General features: G+C 64.2%; 13 protein-coding genes. 9 read left to right on the plus strand and 4 right to left on the minus strand.

Translation table 11 applies throughout. The features are described 5' to 3' along the window. The first annotated feature begins 2 nt into the window (after window positions 1–2). Together IM701_RS00835 and IM701_RS00840 are read left to right on the plus strand one after the other, a co-directional pair. A complete protein-coding gene (locus IM701_RS00835) occupies window positions 3–1,229 on the plus strand; it encodes a TIGR04063 family PEP-CTERM/XrtA system glycosyltransferase (protein WP_193827493.1) in 1,227 nt (408 codons plus the stop codon). A gap of 52 nt (window positions 1,230–1,281) precedes the next feature. Then, window positions 1,282–2,853, plus strand: a complete 1,572-nt coding sequence (locus IM701_RS00840; protein ID WP_193827494.1) for a hypothetical protein — start codon at window positions 1,282–1,284, stop codon at window positions 2,851–2,853. Here the strand turns inward: IM701_RS00840 and IM701_RS21755 are convergent. Then, window positions 2,829–3,236: a hypothetical protein gene (locus IM701_RS21755; protein ID WP_230487878.1), complete on the minus strand. Its 408-nt coding sequence runs from the start codon at window positions 3,234–3,236 to the stop codon at window positions 2,829–2,831. The genes IM701_RS00840 and IM701_RS21755 overlap by 25 nt on opposite strands. Here IM701_RS21755 and gltB point away from each other — a divergent pair. Next, on the plus strand, window positions 3,153–7,733 hold the full coding sequence (gene gltB / locus IM701_RS00845; protein ID WP_230487870.1) for a glutamate synthase large subunit: 4,581 nt from the start codon (window positions 3,153–3,155) through the stop codon (window positions 7,731–7,733). The genes IM701_RS21755 and gltB overlap by 84 nt on opposite strands. Window positions 7,734–7,746: 13 nt before the next feature. Then, window positions 7,747–9,180 carry a glutamate synthase subunit beta gene (locus tag IM701_RS00850; RefSeq protein WP_193827496.1) on the plus strand — a complete coding sequence of 478 codons (1,434 nt, stop codon included), beginning with the start codon at window positions 7,747–7,749 and terminating at the stop codon, window positions 9,178–9,180. Window positions 9,181–9,340: 160 nt separating this feature from the next. Here IM701_RS00850 and IM701_RS00855 read toward each other — a convergent pair whose 3' ends face one another. Further along, a complete protein-coding gene (locus IM701_RS00855; protein WP_039337184.1) occupies window positions 9,341–10,669 on the minus strand; it encodes a hemolysin family protein in 1,329 nt (442 codons plus the stop codon). Between the two features lie 178 nt (window positions 10,670–10,847). Between IM701_RS00855 and IM701_RS00860 the strand changes: the two genes are divergently transcribed. Both IM701_RS00860 and IM701_RS00865 read left to right on the plus strand, forming a co-directional pair. Further along, complete coding sequence (locus tag IM701_RS00860) at window positions 10,848–11,540, plus strand: OmpA family protein (RefSeq protein WP_193827497.1); 693 nt, start codon at window positions 10,848–10,850, stop codon at window positions 11,538–11,540. A 126-nt stretch (window positions 11,541–11,666) separates the two neighbouring features. Beyond that, window positions 11,667–12,662 (plus strand): aldo/keto reductase, encoded by a 996-nt coding sequence (locus IM701_RS00865; protein ID WP_062344195.1) that lies wholly within the window; start codon window positions 11,667–11,669, stop codon window positions 12,660–12,662. On the opposite strand, the gene IM701_RS00870 is transcribed toward IM701_RS00865, so the two are convergent. Continuing rightward, a complete protein-coding gene (locus tag IM701_RS00870) occupies window positions 12,659–13,435 on the minus strand; it encodes a 3'(2'),5'-bisphosphate nucleotidase CysQ (RefSeq protein ID WP_039337177.1) in 777 nt (258 codons plus the stop codon). The two genes, IM701_RS00865 and IM701_RS00870, sit on opposite strands and share 4 nt — an antisense overlap. A gap of 193 nt (window positions 13,436–13,628) precedes the next feature. On the opposite strand from IM701_RS00870, the gene sucC reads away from it, so the two are divergent. From sucC to IM701_RS00885, 3 genes are all read left to right on the plus strand, one after another. Beyond that, on the plus strand, window positions 13,629–14,828 hold the full coding sequence (sucC, locus tag IM701_RS00875) for an ADP-forming succinate--CoA ligase subunit beta (protein ID WP_193827498.1): 1,200 nt from the start codon (window positions 13,629–13,631) through the stop codon (window positions 14,826–14,828). 238 nt (window positions 14,829–15,066) lie between these two features. Beyond that, complete coding sequence (locus IM701_RS00880; RefSeq protein ID WP_039337173.1) at window positions 15,067–15,819, plus strand: electron transfer flavoprotein subunit beta/FixA family protein; 753 nt, start codon at window positions 15,067–15,069, stop codon at window positions 15,817–15,819. Continuing rightward, window positions 15,819–16,751, plus strand: coding sequence for an electron transfer flavoprotein subunit alpha/FixB family protein (locus tag IM701_RS00885; protein WP_193827499.1), 933 nt, complete (start codon window positions 15,819–15,821; stop codon window positions 16,749–16,751). Before IM701_RS00880 ends, IM701_RS00885 begins: the two co-directional genes overlap by 1 nt. Window positions 16,752–16,810: 59 nt before the next feature. Here IM701_RS00885 and IM701_RS00890 read toward each other — a convergent pair whose 3' ends face one another. After that, window positions 16,811–17,275, minus strand: coding sequence for a GNAT family N-acetyltransferase (locus tag IM701_RS00890; protein ID WP_193827500.1), 465 nt, complete (start codon window positions 17,273–17,275; stop codon window positions 16,811–16,813). Window positions 17,276–17,343 lie beyond the last annotated feature (68 nt).

Below are 17,343 nucleotides of genomic sequence, written 5' to 3' on the forward strand. Positions count from 1 at the left end.
CCATGACACGCGTGCTCCACGTTCTCGATCATTCGCTGCCGATGCACAGCGGCTACACCTTCCGCACCCGCGCCATCCTCAAGGCGCAGGCGGCGATGGGGCTGGAGGTGCGCGCCGTGACGGGGCAGCGCCACACGGCGCCCATGCCGAGCGATCCCGAAGTCGTCGATGGCCTGACCTTTTACCGCGCTGGCGGCACGGCGGGCGGCCTCCCGCTGGTGCGCGAATGGTCCGAAGTTGCAATGCTGGCCGAGCGCATCGTCGCCATCGCGCGCGAATGGCGGCCAGATGTGCTTCACGCCCATTCGCCGGCGCTGTGCGGCCTTGCGGCACTCCGGGCCGGGCGCAAGCTCGGCATCCCGGTCGTCTATGAGATCCGTGCGTTCTGGGAGGACGCCGCCGTCGGCAATGGAACGGGGCGCGAAGGCTCGGCCAGGTACTGGCTGACGCGCGTGCTGGAAAACGATGTCGTCAGTGGCGCCAACCGCGTCGTGACGATCTGCGAAGGCCTGCGGGCCGATCTGATCGCCCGCGGCTTTGCACCGGAGAAACTGTCGATCATGCCCAACGGCGTCGACCTCGACCTGTTCGGCGAACCGCTGCCGCGCGATGCCGGGCTGGCAAACGAACTGGGGCTGGGAGAGGGGCCAGTGATCGGCTTCCTCGGCAGCTTCTACCCTTACGAAGGTCTCGACGACCTGATTGCGGCAATGCCGGCCATCGTCGCTCGCGTGCCTAACGCGCGCCTGCTGATGGTTGGCGGGGGCCCTGCCGAAGCGGACTTGCGCGCGCAGGCGCAGGCCTCGGCGGTAGCAGACGCCATCCGCTTTGTGGGCCGCGTGCCGCATCACGAGGTGGATCGCTATTACTCCTTGGTCGACGTGGTCTGTTATCCGCGCAAGGCGATGCGGCTGACCGATCTCGTCACCCCCTTGAAGCCGCTTGAAGCCATGGCGCAAGGCAAGCTGGTCAGCGCCTCGGACGTCGGCGGGCATCGCGAACTGATCGAGCAGGGCAGGACCGGCACCCTGTTCCCGCCCGACGATCCGGCCGGCCTTGCCACGGCCCTTGCCGATCTGCTCGGATCCCGCGACGGATGGCACACCCGGCGCGACGTTGCTAAGGCGTTCGTCCGTGAACGCCACGACTGGGCTGGCAACGTCAGACGTTATCTACCTGTTTACCAAGCCCTGTTACCGAATCACGAACTGCCATCAGTCGCGGCCTGAGCTGCGACGCCGGTGGCGGCAGGATGACCGAAACAGACAGGACGACGCCCACGTGACCGCGACAAAGCGCAAGCCAAAGCCCATCACCGCGCATCCGATGTTTCCGGTCGTGACATCCCTGTGGTTCGCAGCGTTCTTCGGCCTCGGCAGCTTTGCCGTGGCACCCTCCCTGTTCGAAGGTCCGGTCGTCGCGCTGGGGATTCCCGCAATCGTCCCTGCGGCCGCTCCACCACTCGGCTTTACCGCGCGCGTGCTGCTGGCGCTTGGCCTGCTGCTGTTGGGCGCAATCATCGGCTTTGTGGCAGGGCGCAAGCTCGCACCCAGAGAGGCCGCGCCGGTGCGCCGCCGTGACATGTCCGCTGCCCGCAGGCAGCGCAGTGACGAGGCTGCTGATCGTTCCGACGAACCCCGCCGTGTCTTGAACCCTGCCGAGGACCTTGGTGAGCCGCTTGACGCGCCCGCCGAAGATCTGGTGGCGCCGTTGCGTCGGCGCGCATTGTCGCTGGCCGACGAAGGTCAGCCGCAGGTTCCGGCCGAGGATGCGCCGCTCCCCGGCTATCTGCCGTGGGAGAATGCTTCCCCAGCCCATCCCCCGGTCGCCCGCGATGAAGATCCGCTCGCCCTGGAAGGTCTGCTCGAAGCCGCTGCAGGCGCGGCCGAGGGCTCGCTCGGGGCCTGGCCGTTTTCCGCCCCTGCCGATTCGGATGAAGAGCAGTTCGCAGCCTTTGCGCCTCCGGCCGCCTTCACGCAGGAAGTTGAAGCGCCGTCTGTTGCGGCTCGCGATGTCGAACACGATTCCGCTCGGCCGACAGAGCAGGTCCCCGCTGCCTCTGTTCTGGCACCCAAGCCCCTGCTTCAGGCCCCTGCCGCGCAGGTGACCCCGATCGAGCGCGCGCCGCTTGATGGTCTGGGCATGGTCCAGCTTGTCGAACGTCTTGCCGTCGCGATTGCCCGCCATGCACCCCCCGTGCGTGATGCCGCGCCGCTTGAGGCCTCCGCCTATGCGGCTCCAGTGGTGCCGGAAAACCCTGTTCCCGTCGAAACCGTGGCAGCCCCTCAGCCCGAACGGGTTGATGAAGTCCGCGACGATCTGCGAGTCGTCCGGCTGCGTCCGCTTGCCGTTGAACTGACGCCGCCGCTTGACGAAGACGACGAGCAGGAGGGAGTCGCGCAGCTCGCCCGCTTCCTGCGCGCACCGGCTGCGTCTGCACCGGAAACATCCGCACCCGCCACCGATGATCCGGCCGAGCCCGAGGTCGCGGAAGAGCGCTATCCTTCGCTGCTCGACATGGGGCCCGCCTCGCTCCGCCAGCACTCGCCCCGCATCGACGATGGCCTTGCGCTGGAGGACGAGCCCGCCCCCGCAGACGTTGAACCGACCGTGGTCTTTCCCGGGCAGGTTTCGGCGCTGCAGGGTGGCTTGCGCCGGTTCGAACGGCCCTCGATCCTGCCGGTCCAGGGTTCGCCCCTGGCAGCACCTGGACAGGCGGCGCCCTCGACTCCGGCAGAAGTCCTGCCCGATGCGTCACCAGATGCGCCCGGTGCGCTGGCTGAACCCGAAGAGGCCGATCGGGCACTTCGCGCCGCTCTGGCAACGCTTCAGCGGATGACCGCGCAGGGATAGTTTTCCACGTCCCTTGCGGCACTTTCGGGCAGGAAGATGCGGCGGAGCCGCACTTTCTGCCATGTCGCAACCGTATTTACGGCATTAACCGCGCACTTGATGCCCTTGCGCGGTTGCAAAATAACTTTCCTGCAGTCATGGGGGCACTTCGCGCAATTTTCGTCGCTTTTCCGCGAGGGTGATTCGCGCGCCGCTGCCTTTTTGGCCATTGCCTTATTGGATGTAGGACGATCATCGAGATGGGATTTCCGCCGCTTCAGGGCCTGTACGATCCGCGTAATGAGCATGACGCCTGTGGCGTGGGCTTTATTGCCCACATCAAAGGCCAGAAAAGCCATGCGATTGTGGACCAGGCGCTGGAAATTCTGCACAATCTTGACCATCGCGGTGCCGTCGGCGCCGATCCGCTGCTGGGCGATGGCGCTGGCATCCTGATCCAGATCCCCGACCAGTTGTTCCGCAAGTGGGCCGCTTCCGAAGGCAAGGACCTGCCGCAGCCGGGCGATTATGCCGTGGCCATGTGCTTCCTGCCGCAGGAAGAGGCCGCGCGCCTGTTCGTGACCGAATTCTTCGAGAAGTTCATCGCCAAGGAAGGCCAGGAACTGATTGGCTGGCGCGACGTGCCGACCACGCAGGACGGCCTCGGCAAGGCCGTCGTCGAATCGATGCCGGTGATCCGCCAGTGCTTCATCAAGCGCGGTGCCAACACGCCGGATCAGGACGCTTTCGAGCGCAAGCTGCTCGCCATCCGCAAGCAGACGCAGAACCCGCTCGCCGCCATGGCCGAGAAGCACAATCTTCCCGGCGTGACGCAGCTCTACATGCCGAGCTTCTCGACCCGCACGATTGTCTACAAGGGCTTGCTGCTGGCAACGCAGGTCGGCTCGTTCTATGACGATCTGCGCGATCCGGACTGCGTTTCGGCCTTGGGCCTCGTGCACCAGCGCTTCAGCACCAACACCTTCCCGAGCTGGAAGCTGGCACACCCGTTCCGCTTCATCGCCCATAACGGTGAGATCAACACCGTTCGCGGCAACGTGAACTGGATGAACGCGCGCCGCCGCACCATGGAATCCGAGCTGCTCGGCCCGGATCTCGACAAGATGTGGCCGCTGATCCCGCACGGCCAGTCTGACACCGCCAGCCTCGACAACGCGCTCGAACTGCTGCTCGCCGGTGGCTACAGCCTTGCCCACGCCGTGATGATGCTCGTGCCCGAGGCGTGGGCCGGCAACCCGCTGATGGATTCCAAGCGTCGCGCGTTCTACGAATACCACGCCGCGCTCATGGAACCGTGGGATGGTCCCGCAGCCGTCGCGTTCACCGACGGACGCCAGATCGGCGCCACGCTCGATCGCAACGGCCTGCGCCCCGCACGCTTCTCGATCACCCGTGATGACCTGATCTGCATGGCTTCGGAAAGCGGTGTGCTGCCCTTCCGCGAGGAGGACATCGTCCGCAAGTGGCGCCTCCAGCCCGGCCGCATGCTCCTGATCGACATGGAGCAGGGCAAGATCATCGAGGACGAGGAAATCAAGGCCGAGCTGGCCAATGCCGAGCCTTACGAAGAATGGCTCGACCAGGCGCAGTACAAGCTCAAGGAGCTCGACGTGATCGAGCCCGAGCTGGCGGCGCTGCCGGTGGAAACCACCTCGCTGCTCGATCGCCAGCAGGCTTTCGGCTACACGCAGGAAGACGTCACCAAGTTCCTCGAACCGATGGGCATTGCCGGCGATGATCCGATCGGATCGATGGGCACCGACACGCCGATCGCAGTGCTTTCGAACCGCTCGCGCCTGCTGTTTGACTATTTCAAGCAGAACTTCGCGCAGGTGACCAACCCGCCGATCGACCCGATCCGCGAGGAACTGGTCATGTCGCTGGTCAGCATGATCGGGCCGCGCCCGAACCTGCTTGGCCGCGATGCCGGCACCCACAAGCGCCTCGAAGTCGACCAGCCGATCCTGACGAACGAGGACGTCGCCAAGATCCGCTCGGTCGAAGCCGCGCTCGACGGTGCCTTCCGCACCGGTACCATCGACACGACATGGGATGCCGCCAGCGGCGCCGATGGCCTCGAAATGGCGATCAAGGAAATGTGCTGGGCGGCCACCGAAGCCGTTCTCGCCGACAAGAACATCCTGATCCTGTCTGACCGCGCCCAGTGTGAATCGCGCATTCCGATGCCGGCCGCGCTGGCAACGGCTGCAGTGCACCAGCACCTCGTCCGTCAGGGGCTGCGCATGCAGACCGGTCTCGTCGTCGAAACGGGCGAAGCGCGCGAAGTTCACCACTTCTGCGTGCTTGCGGGCTACGGCGCCGAAGCGATCAACCCCTATCTGGCGTTCGAAACGCTGGAGCAGATCCGCGTTGCCAAGGAGCTTCCGCTCGAGGCCAAGGACGTCAAGAAGAACTATATCAAGGCTATCGGCAAGGGCATCCTCAAGGTCATGTCCAAGATGGGCATCTCGACCTACCAGTCCTACTGCGGTGCCCAGATCTTCGACGCCGTCGGCCTGTCGACCGATTTCGTGAATGCCTATTTCACCGGCACCGCCACGACGATCGAAGGCGTTGGCCTCAAGGAAATCGCGGAAGAGACCGTGCGCCGTCACGCCACGGCCTATGGCGACAATCCGATCTACAAGAAGATGCTCGATGTGGGTGGCATGTACCAGCTGCGCCTGCGCGGCGAAGAGCATGCCTGGACGGCATCGAACATCGCCAACCTGCAGCACGCGGTTCGTGGCAACACGCCTGAAAAGTATCGTGAGTTCGCAGAGTCGATCAACGACCAGTCTGAACGGATGCTCACCATCCGCGGGTTGATGGAGTTGAAGAAGGCTGATCAGCCGGTCCCGCTTGAAGAAGTTGAACCAGCTGCCGAAATCGTCAAGCGCTTCGCCACCGGCGCGATGAGCTACGGCTCGATCTCGTGGGAGGCGCACACCACGCTCGCCGTGGCGATGAACCGCATCGGCGGCAAGTCGAACACCGGCGAAGGTGGTGAGGACCCCGCGCGCTTCAAGCCGCTCGCCAATGGCGATTCGATGCGCTCGGCGATCAAGCAGGTCGCATCGGGCCGCTTCGGTGTCACCGCGGAATACCTCGTCAATGCCGACGACGTGCAGATCAAGATGGCGCAGGGCGCAAAGCCCGGTGAAGGCGGCCAGCTGCCGGGTGACAAGGTCGACAAGACCATCGGCAAGACCCGTCACTCGACCCCGGGCGTCGGCCTGATCTCGCCGCCGCCGCACCACGACATCTACTCGATCGAAGATCTCGCGCAGCTCATTCACGATCTCAAGAACGTGAACACCGGCGCGCGCATCTCGGTCAAGCTGGTGTCCGAAGTGGGCGTCGGCACCGTGGCAGCGGGCGTGTCCAAGGCACGCGCCGACCACGTGACGATCTCGGGCTACGAAGGCGGCACCGGTGCTTCGCCGCTGACCTCCCTGACGCACGCCGGCAGCCCATGGGAAATCGGCCTTGCCGAAACCCAGCAGACCCTGCTGCTCAACAATCTGCGCAGCCGCATCTGCGTGCAGGCTGATGGTGGCCTGCGCACGGGCCGTGACGTCGCGGTTGCCGCGCTGCTCGGCGCTGACGAGTTCGGCTTTGCCACCGCGCCGCTGATCGCGGCGGGCTGCATCATGATGCGCAAGTGCCATCTCAACACTTGCCCGGTCGGCGTCGCCACCCAGGACCCGGTCCTGCGTGCGCGGTTCACCGGCCAGCCTGAACACGTGATCAACTACTTCTTCTTCGTCGCCGAAGAGCTGCGCGCGATCATGGCCGAAATGGGCTTCCGCACGGTTGCCGAGATGGTCGGCCGCGTGGACCGCCTCGACGTGAAGAAGGCCGTGTCGCACTGGAAGGCACAGGGCGTCGATCTGTCGAAGCTGCTGCACAAGGTGGAGCCGGTCGAAGGCACGACTCTGAACTGGAGCGAGACGCAGGATCACGGTCTCGAAGCCGCGCTCGACAAGGACCTGATCGCTGCCAGCGCTCCGGCCTTGGACAAGGGTGAACCGGTCCGCCTCGAACGCAAGGTCATCAACGTCAACCGCACGGTCGGCGCGATGCTCTCGGGCGAAGTGGCCAAGAAGTACGGGCACAAGGGCCTGCCGGACAACACCATCCACATCTCGTTCAAGGGTGTGGCAGGGCAGTCGTTCGGCGCGTTCCTCGCGCATGGCGTGACGCTCGATCTCGTCGGCGATGCCAACGACTATGTCGGCAAGGGCCTGTCGGGCGGCCGCGTGATCGTCCGCCAGCCGAGCCATGTCGATCGTGACCCGACCGAGAACATCATCGTCGGCAACACCGTGCTCTATGGTGCGATCGCCGGTGAGGCCTACTTCAACGGCGTCGGCGGTGAGCGCTTCGCGGTGCGCAACTCGGGCGCCCTCGCGGTAGTCGAAGGCACTGGCGATCACGGCTGCGAATACATGACCGGCGGTGTGGTCGTCGTCCTCGGCAAGACCGGACGCAACTTTGCGGCAGGCATGTCGGGCGGCGTCGCTTACGTCTACGACGTCGACGGCAACTTCGCACAGCTCGTCAACGGCGCGATGGTCGATGTCCTGCCGATCTCGGCAGAGCGCGACGAAGACGATGGTGCAGGCCGTCCGCAGCAGCGCGGGATCGATGTCTACGACTACGGCATGGGCGACATGCTGCGTCACGATGCCGAACGCCTGCGGGTGCTGGTGGAACGCCACCATCTCTACACCGGCAGCAAGCGCGCTCGCGAGATCCTCGACAACTGGGGTGAATCGCTCGCGAAGTTCGTCAAGGTCATGCCGCGCGACTATGCGCGGGCGCTCCGTCAGATGGAGGCCGAGCGCCTCGAAGCCGCCTCGGTCGCGGCTGAGTAAGGGTTAGATTACAATGGGTAAGGCAACCGGCTTTCTCGAGATCGATCGTCAGGACCGCAAGTACGATGCGCCTGCCGAACGCCTGAAGCACTATCGCGAGTTCGTGATCCCGCACGATGATGCCGGCCTCAAGGGCCAGGCATCGCGCTGCATGAACTGCGGCATACCGTACTGCCACAACGGCTGTCCGGTGAACAACCAGATCCCCGACTGGAACCACCTGGTCTACGAGAACGACTGGCGCGAAGCGCTGACCAATCTCCACTCGACCAACAACTTCCCCGAGTTCACGGGCCGCATCTGCCCCGCCCCGTGCGAGGCGGCGTGCACGCTGAACATCGTGGACCAGCCGGTGACCATCAAGTCGATCGAATGCGCCATCGTCGATCGCGGATGGAAGGAAGGCTGGATCGAGCCGCAGGTGCCTGCCAAGAAGACCGGCAAGTCTGTCGCTGTCGTCGGTTCCGGCCCGGCAGGCATGGCCGCGGCCCAGCAGCTGGCCCGCGCCGGCCACTCGGTGACGGTGTTCGAAAAGAACGACCGTGTTGGCGGGTTGCTGCGCTACGGCATCCCTGACTTCAAGATGGAAAAGACCCACATCAACCGCCGCGCGATGCAGATGGAGGCCGAAGGCGTCCAGTTCCGCACCAGCGTGGAAGTGGGCGTGACCGTTTCCTTCGCAAGCCTGCAGGAAAACTTCGATGCCGTGGTGCTCGCAGGCGGCGCGGAAGACCCGCGCGGCCTCAACATCCCCGGCGCCGAACTTCCCAGCGTGCGCATGGCGATGGAATTCCTGACCCAGCAGAACAAGCGCAATGCCGGGGATGACGAACTGCGCGCTGCCCCGCGCGGCTCACTCACCGCCACCGGCAAGCACGTCGTCGTGATCGGCGGCGGTGACACCGGTTCGGACTGCGTCGGAACCTCGAACCGCCAGGGTGCCGCTTCGGTCACCCAGCTCGAAATCATGCCCAAGCCGCCCGAGAAGGAAGACAAGGCGCTCAGCTGGCCGAACTGGCCGCTCAAGCTGCGCACTTCGTCGAGCCACGAGGAAGGCTGCGAGCGCGAGTTCGCCGTGCTGACCAAGCGCGTCGTCGGTGAGAACGACGTCTCGGGACTCGAATGCGTCCGCGTCGAATGGGTCAATGGCCAGATGCAGGAAGTGCCGGGCAGCGAGTTCGTGCTCAAGGCCGACCTGATCCTGCTCGCCATGGGCTTCGTCGGCCCGCGCAAGCAGGGCCTGCTCGAACAGGCCGGCGTCGAACTCGACCCGCGTGGCAACGTCAAGGGCAACGTGGTCGACTACAAGACCAGCGTCGACAACGTCTTTGCCTGCGGTGACATGCGCCGCGGTCAGAGCCTCGTCGTCTGGGCGATCCGCGAAGGCCGCCAGTGCGCCCGCGCCGTCGATCAGGCGCTGATGGGCGTTAGCGAACTGCCACGCTGATTTTAGGCGTTAGCCGATCAAGAAAGGGGCGTCCGCAGCGGCGCCCCTTTTTCGTTGGCATCCTTCGACAGGCTCAGGACGAGCGGACGTCGAAGGTGTGGCGCGATGGTCTCAAATAAGCCCGCTCATGCTGAGCTTGTCGAAGCATCCGACGTGAGCTTCAACCGTCGCCATCGGGCGCTACCGCAGGCATGGCCTTGGTCCGGCACACCAGCAGCTTGTCGATCTTGCGGCCATCCATGTCGACCACCTCGAACCGCCATCCCTGGTCGTGGAAATGCTCGCCCTCGTTGGGCAGCTTCTTGAGCACTGACAGGCAGTAGCCGGCTGTGGTTGCAAACTCGCGGTCATCAGGCAGGTCAAGCCCGAGCCGGTCGGCCAGGGCATCGGCGGGCAGGGCGCCCGAGATCAGCAGCGATCCATCCTCGCGCTCGACCACCATGGGCTCGTCACCGGCGTCGGCGTGGCCGACGAAGTTCCCGGCAATCGCTGCCAGCAAGTCAGCTGGCGTGACGATGCCTTCGAGGTGGCCATACTCGTCATGGACCAGTGCGATCGCCACTTCAGCTTGCTGGATCATGCCGAGTGCATCCATCGTGTCGAGCTGGTCAGGCACGATCGCCGGCTTCTTCATCAGCCGCCCGAGTTGCACCTTGCGCCCGCGCAGCAGCGTCGAGAACACGTCGCGCACCTTCACCACCCCGACGATGCGATCGACAGATCCGTCCGCAACCAGCAGCAGCGAGTGGGGACTATCGTCGATCGCTTCGCGCAGTTCGGCTTCGCTCGCCTTGCGTTCGATCCAGTGAAGCTCGGTACGCGGCGTCATCACTTCTCGCACCGGCCGTTCGGCAAGGCGCATGATCCCGGTCATGATGGCCCGCTCGTCCTCCTCGATCACGCCCGAGCGCGTGGCCTCGGCGAAGATCATGTGGAGTTCCTCGGCGGTCACTTCCTGCTCGCTGCCCTGCTTCAGGCCAAGCAGGCGGATGATCGCGCTGGAGGAATTGTCCAGCAGCCAGACGAACGGCGCGGTGATCTTCGACATCAGCGCCATGGACGGCGCCGCCAGTTTGGCAATCGGTTCCGCTGCGCGCAACGCCAGTTGCTTTGGCACCAGTTCGCCGACAACGAGGCTGAGGTACGTGGTGATGGCGATGACGATGACGAAGCCAGCGTCGTCGGCATACTGCGCCGGGAATCCCCAGGCCTGAAGCCGCTCGGCTGTCGGTCCGCCAAGGCTCGACCCCGAATAGGCACCTGCGATGATGCCCACCAGCGTGATGCCGATCTGCACTGTCGATAAAAATTTGCCGGGGTCAGCCGCCAGCGCCAGGGCAACTTTCGCGCCCTTGCTGCCCTCTTCGGCGGCGACTTTCAGGCGGGCAGGTCGTGCAGAGACAATCGCCAGTTCCGACATGGAAAACAGGCCATTGAGCACAACGAGGCCCAGGATCACGAGGACGTCAGACCATGGAAAAGGTGTCACGCAAAGGCCCCTAACAGATTTAGGGGGAAAGGCGAATAGCGCGAGGATTGTTCCTGATGATTGCGAAACACAAGTTCCCGTTCGGGAACCGTTCAGTCGAAGTGGGCGTATTTCACCCTGTCAAAGCGGCATTGCGGCGCTAAGCTCGTGTCCGGATGCTGGTAAAAGGGGACAGGAAATGAAAATCCGTCGTGTTCTTATGTCGAGCCTGTGCGCGGTTTCGCTGGTCAGTCTGTCGGCCTGCGTCACCGATCCCAACACCGGCGAAAAGAAGGTTTCGCGTACGGCCATCGGCGGCATCGGCGGCGCGCTTGGTGGCGCCCTGCTCGGTGGGCTGATCGGCGGCAAGACCGGACGCATCGTCGGCGCCGGCATCGGTGGCGTGGCCGGTGGCGTTATCGGTTACCAGAAGGACAAGCAGATCAAGGAGCTGCGCGAACAGACCGCAGGCACCGGCGTTGACGTGACCGAGACCGATGGCGGCAACGCCATTCTCGTCAATCTGCCCAATGGCGTGACATTCGACGTCGACAGCTCGACCGTGAAGCCCGGCTTTGCCACAACGCTCGATCGCGTCGCCCAGTCGCTGGTCCAGTATCCGAACTCGTTGATCGACGTGTATGGTCACACCGATTCGACTGGTTCGGACGCCTACAATCAGGCCCTTTCGGAACGCCGTGCCCGCGCCGTTGCCGATTACCTGATCTCGCGGGGCGTGGGTTACGCCCGCATTCGCAGCCAGGGCTTCGGCGAATCGCAGCCGATCGCCTCGAATGATTCCGAGCAGGGCCGTCAGGCCAACCGCCGCGTCGAGATCAAGATCGTCCCCATCAGTCAGGACGATGTGAACGCGGCACGCTCGGGCCAGTAAGCACTGAAGCACATGTCAGCGGCGTCGCCCACCCGGGCGGCGCCGTTTGCTATGCGGAACATACGATTGGGCGTTGACCGGCGCGGGCCGAGACTGGCATCGGCTCTGACAAAGGAGACCAGTTCGATGCCCATTCAGCGCCGCAAGATCAACGGACGCGAGACCAACCCGATCGGTCTCGGCTGCATGTCGCTAAGCTGGGCCTACGCTGGCCGCCCAAGCGAAGAAGAGGGCATCCGCCTGCTCCAGCACGCGGTCGACATAGGCTACGACCATTTCGACACTGCCCGCCTCTATGGCTTGGGACACAATGAAACGCAGGTCGGTAACGCGCTGAAGGGCCGTCGCGACAAGGTGTTCCTCGCCTCGAAGATGGGCATTTTTGCCAGCGGCGAGAAGCGCGGCGTTGATTGCCATCCCGATACGATCCGCAGCGAACTCGAGATCTCGCTCAGGCTGCTGCAGACCGATCACATCGATCTCTACTACATGCACCGGCGCGACAGGAACGTGCCGATCGAGGAATCGGTCGGGGCGATGGCCGACCTTGTCAAGGAGGGAAAGATCGGTGGCATCGGCTTGTCCGAGATGTCGGCCGAGACCCTGCACCGTGCTGCTTCGGTTCACCCCATCGCCGCTATGCAGACCGAATATTCGCCATGGACGCGCCAGGCGGAAATCGCCGTGCTTGAGGCGTGCAAGGATCTCGGTACCGCTTTCGTCGCCTTCTCGCCCGTGGCACGCGGCGTGCTCGCCAATGGCCTGCGCGATCCGCAAGCGCTGCCCGATGGCGATATTCGCAAGGCCATGCCGCGTTTCATTGGCGAGAACTGGGACAAGAATCTTGCGCTGGTGGATTCGTTCAACACAATTGCGGCAAGGGAAGGGGTCACTCCTGCGCAGTTGTCGCTCGCCTGGGTCCTCTCACGTGGCGAACATGTCGTTGCCATTCCCGGCACCGGCAAGATTGCACATCTCGAAGAGAACATCGCGCGGTGGGACTGGGAAATCCCCGCTGTCGTCGCTGCCGAGGTCGACGCGCTGATCAACCAGCAGACGGTCTCCGGCCATCGCTATGCCGGCGCGATTTTGCCGACGATCGATACGGAAGATTTCGATTAAGCCAGCTTCGCCGCACGCTCCGCCAGCCGCTCAACCGCAGCGGCATGGATCGCCGGGGCGGTTACCAGCAGCCCGAACGCGCGCGGATCGCGCTTGTTGTAGTCGAGCGGCTTTCCGAACGCATCGGATACCACCGCTCCCGCCTCGCGGGCGATCAGCGTGGCGGCGGCGATGTCCCATTCGAAGCCCCAGCGCAGCGTTGCCAGGAGGTCCGCCTCGTTGGCACCGACCATGGCGATACGCAGTGCGATAGAGTTGGGCTTGTCGACGGTCACGAGATCGGCGTCGGCCTTGGGCAGGCTGTCGGCGGGCACGCGCGATCCCGCCAGCACGGTGCGCGTGCTGGCTTGAAGCTTGCTGCCATTCCGCTCTGCACCTTGGCCCGCGACTGCTGACCAGTATTCGCCCCGGGCAGGCGCGCTCAGCGCCCCGATCAGCGGCCGCCCCTCGCTCACCAGCGCTACCGAAACCGACCAGCCCGGTCGCCCGCGCACAAAGTCGCGCGTGCCGTCCACGGGATCGACCAGCCAGCACAGACCGCGTTCCAATCGTTCGGGATGATCCACCGTTTCTTCGGAGAGCCAGCCGGCCGAAGGGAGGAGCGCGCCCAGTTCACGCTTCAGGAAGGCATCGACCGCAAGGTCTGCATCGCAAACCGGGCTGCCCGGCGTCTTTTCCCACACCTGGGGGGCGTGGCCATGGCCCGGCCACAGGCCCAGCGCCATTTCACCGGCGGCGCGAACGATCTGGTGGAGGCGGTCATAGTCGATCATTCTGCGCCTCCGTGCACAGCGGGGAACCTAACAATGTGCAATTGCGAGACGTTATCAAAAATAGCTTCGAGTCTCGCATTTACGCTCCTTTTCAAGCTCCCCGCTCTGTGCTTAAGGCATTCCGAGTCAAGCGCCAATGGCGGCGTATACCTTTGCGCCAGTGCGGCGCGCCTGTTCGAAACGGGGATAACGCATGAACGTCCATGAGTACCAGGCGAAGGAACTGCTTGCGAAGTTTGGTGTCGGCATTCCGGCTGGGATTGCGGCGCTGACGGTTGAGGAAGCGGTTGCTGCGGCCAAGCAGCTTCCGGGTCCGCTCTATGTGGTCAAGGCGCAGATCCATGCCGGCGGTCGCGGCAAGGGCAAGTTCAAGGAACTGCCTGCCGATGCCAAGGGCGGCGTGCGCCTGGCCAAGAGCGTCGAGGAAGTCGAAGCTTTCGCCAAGGAAATGCTCGGCAACACGCTCGTCACGGTGCAGACCGGCGAGGCGGGCAAGCAGGTCAATCGCCTCTACATCACCGATGGCGTTGATATCGCGAAGGAATACTACCTCTCGATGGTCGTCGACCGCGCTTCGAGCCGCGTCGCGATGATCGTCTCGACCGAGGGCGGCATGGACATCGAGGAGGTCGCGCATTCGACCCCTGAGAAGATCGCGACGATCACCATCGACCCGGCCGAAGGCTTCATGCCGCACCACGGCCGCGCCGTCGGCTATGCGCTCAAGCTGACCGGAGATCTCAACAAGCAGGCCGGCAAGATCGCCGAGCAGCTCTACAACGCCTTCGTGGCATTGGATTGCGACATGCTCGAGATCAACCCGCTGGTCGAGACGAAAGACGGCAACCTGCTCGTCCTCGACACCAAGATGAGCTTCGATTCGAACTCGCTCTACCGCCACCCCGACGTGATGGCGCTGCGCGACGAGACCGAGGAAGACCCGGCCGAGATCGAAGCGAGCAAGTACGACCTTGCCTACATCAAGCTCGACGGCAACATCGGCTGCATGGTCAACGGCGCCGGCCTTGCCATGGCGACGATGGACATCATCAAGCTGAACGGCGAATTCCCCGCCAACTTCCTCGACGTGGGCGGCGGCGCGACGACCGAGAAGGTCACCGCGGCGTTCAAGATCATCCTCAAGGACCCGGCGGTGAAGGGCATTCTCGTCAACATCTTCGGCGGGATCATGAAGTGCGACATCATCGCCGACGGCATCGTTGCCGCGGCCAAGGAAGTGAACCTGCAGGTTCCGCTGGTGGTCCGCCTCGAAGGCACCAACGTCCAGCAGGGCAAGGACATCCTCGCCAACTCCGGCCTGCCCATCGTCCCCGCCAACGACCTCGGCGATGCCGCCAAGAAGATCGTCGCTGAAGTCCGGAAGGTTGCCTGACCTTTCACCGGACTGCGGTTTGATCAGGGGGCGTCGGGCAACCGGCGCCCCTTTTCATTTGCCGGCCGTTCACGTCCTTTCGATCACGCCACGCTGACGAGGGCTTCTCGGCGGCGAACTTTTTGCGCCGCCCAGCACTCCAACGCTGCTGACCAACGCATGGCCAGATGTGCAGTTGACGTTTACGTAAGCGCGAATTATGCCGGGGCCTACGGAATCAAGGAAAGGACGCCTGGCGATGAAAGCCCTGGTCTGCGTGAAGCGGGTGATTGACTACAACGTGAAGCCACGTGTGAAGGCGGATGGGAGTGGTGTTGATCTTGCGAACGTGAAGATGAGCATGAACCCGTTTGACGAGATCGCGGTCGAGGAAGCCATTCGCCTGAAGGAAAAGGGCGTGGTGAGCGAGATCGTGGCGGTGTCGGTGGGCGTTGCCAAGAGCCAGGAAACGCTGCGCACGGCGCTGGCGATGGGTGCGGACCGGGCGGTGCTGGTGCAGGTCGAGGACGGCACCGAGGTCGAGCCGCTGGCCGTGGCCAAGATCATCAAGGGCATTGCCGATGAGGAGCAGCCTGCTCTGATCATCACCGGCAAGCAGGCGATCGACGATGACAGCAACCAGGTCGGCCAGATGGTCGCCGCGCTGCTGGGACGGCCCCAAGGGACCTTTGCCAACGAAGTTTCGGTCGAAGGCGATGCGGTTGTCGTCAAGCGCGAGATCGACGGCGGCCTGCAGACGGTGAAGCTGGCGCTGCCCGCGGTGGTCACCACCGACCTGCGCCTCAATGAGCCGCGCTACGCAAGCTTGCCCAACATCATGAAGGCCAAGTCCAAGCCGCTCGCCACCAAGTCGCCCGCCGACTACGGCGTCGACATCGCGCCGCGCCTCAAGACGCTCAAGGTCAGCGAACCGCCGGTGCGCTCAGCCGGCATCAAGGTGCCCGATGTCGACACGCTGGTCGCCAAGCTCAAGGAAATGGGAGTAGCCTGATGTCCAAGGTTCTCGTTCTCGTCGAACACGACAACGCTTCCGTAAAGGACGCCACGCTCGCCGCCGTCACTGCCGCATCTCAACTGGGCGAAGTGACTGCGCTGGTTGCCGGATCGAACTGCGACGCTGCTGCACAGGCTGCTGCGCAGATCGCCGGCGTCGCCCGTGTGCTCAAGGCCGACGACGCATCGCTGGGCAACGCGCTCGCTGAAAACGTCGCCCCGCTCGTCGCCGGGCTGATGGCCGATTACGACGCCTTCGTCGCCCCTGCCACGACCACCGGCAAGAACGTCGCCCCGCGCATTGCCGCGCTGCTCGACGTGATGCAGGTCTCGGACATCCTCTCGGTCGAGGGGCCCAAGACCTTCACCCGCCCGATCTACGCCGGCAACGCCATCGCCACGGTAGAAAGCTCCGACGCCAAGCTGGTCATCACCGTGCGCGGCACCGCCTTTGCCAAGGCTGCCGCCACTGGCGGCAGTGCAGCAGTCGAAGCCGTCAGCGCCACCGGCGACAGTGGCCTGTCGACCTTCGTCAGCGCCGAGATCGCCAAGTCGGAGCGGCCGGAACTGACCAGCGCCAAGATCATCGTCTCGGGCGGCCGCGCGCTGAAGGACGCTGCCACGTTCGAGCAGATCATCACCCCGCTCGCCGACAAGCTGAACGCCGGCATCGGCGCATCGCGCGCCGCGGTCGACGCAGGCTACGTGCCCAACGACTACCAGGTCGGCCAGACCGGCAAGATCGTGGCTCCCGAAGTCTACATCGCCGTCGGCATCTCGGGCGCGATCCAGCACCTTGCCGGCATGAAGGACAGCAAGACCATCATCGCCATCAACAAGGACGAAGACGCGCCCATCTTCCAGGTCGCCGACATCGGCCTCGTCGGCGACCTCTTCACGCTCGTCCCGGAACTGACCGGCAAGCTCTGAACCCCACTCGACCACAACGCCACGCTGGAGTGTTTCCCCGGGGAAACACTCCAAATGGGTTAAAGACGCAGCGTCAGGCACTGGCTGAAATCGTCCAGCACGTATTCCGCAAAGGCCTCGCAATTGACGAAGCCGTGCTTGCGATAGAGCCCGAGTGCCGGTTCGAAGGCGGGGCCTTGGCCGGTTTCGAGGCTGACGCGGGCATAGCCGCGCTGCCGTGCAACCGAAAGCAGGTGAAGCAGCATGGCTTCGCCGATTTTCTTTCCCAACCAATCACTTGCGACGCGCATGGACTTCAGTTCGCCATGCGTGGAATCAAGTTCGCGGATCGCGCCCATCCCGGCAAGCGCATCTCCGACCCACGCCGAATAGAAGGTGACGCCGGGTTGGCGCAGTTTTTCAACCGGAAGTGCGTGGACCTTGCAGGCAGGTGAGTTGGCATGCATGCCCGAGAGGTGGAAGGCGACAAGTTCGCGGATTGCCTCTCCGGAAAGATCGTCTTCGAGGATCCTGACGCGCTCCATTGGGCCCCTCCCTTCCAGTAACATTGACTTCTGAGCACGAATGGGCGCAGTCTCGCAATGCTTGAGAT

This window comes from Novosphingobium sp. ES2-1, assembly GCF_015169775.1.
Classification (GTDB): Bacteria; Pseudomonadota; Alphaproteobacteria; order Sphingomonadales; family Sphingomonadaceae; genus Novosphingobium; species Novosphingobium subterraneum.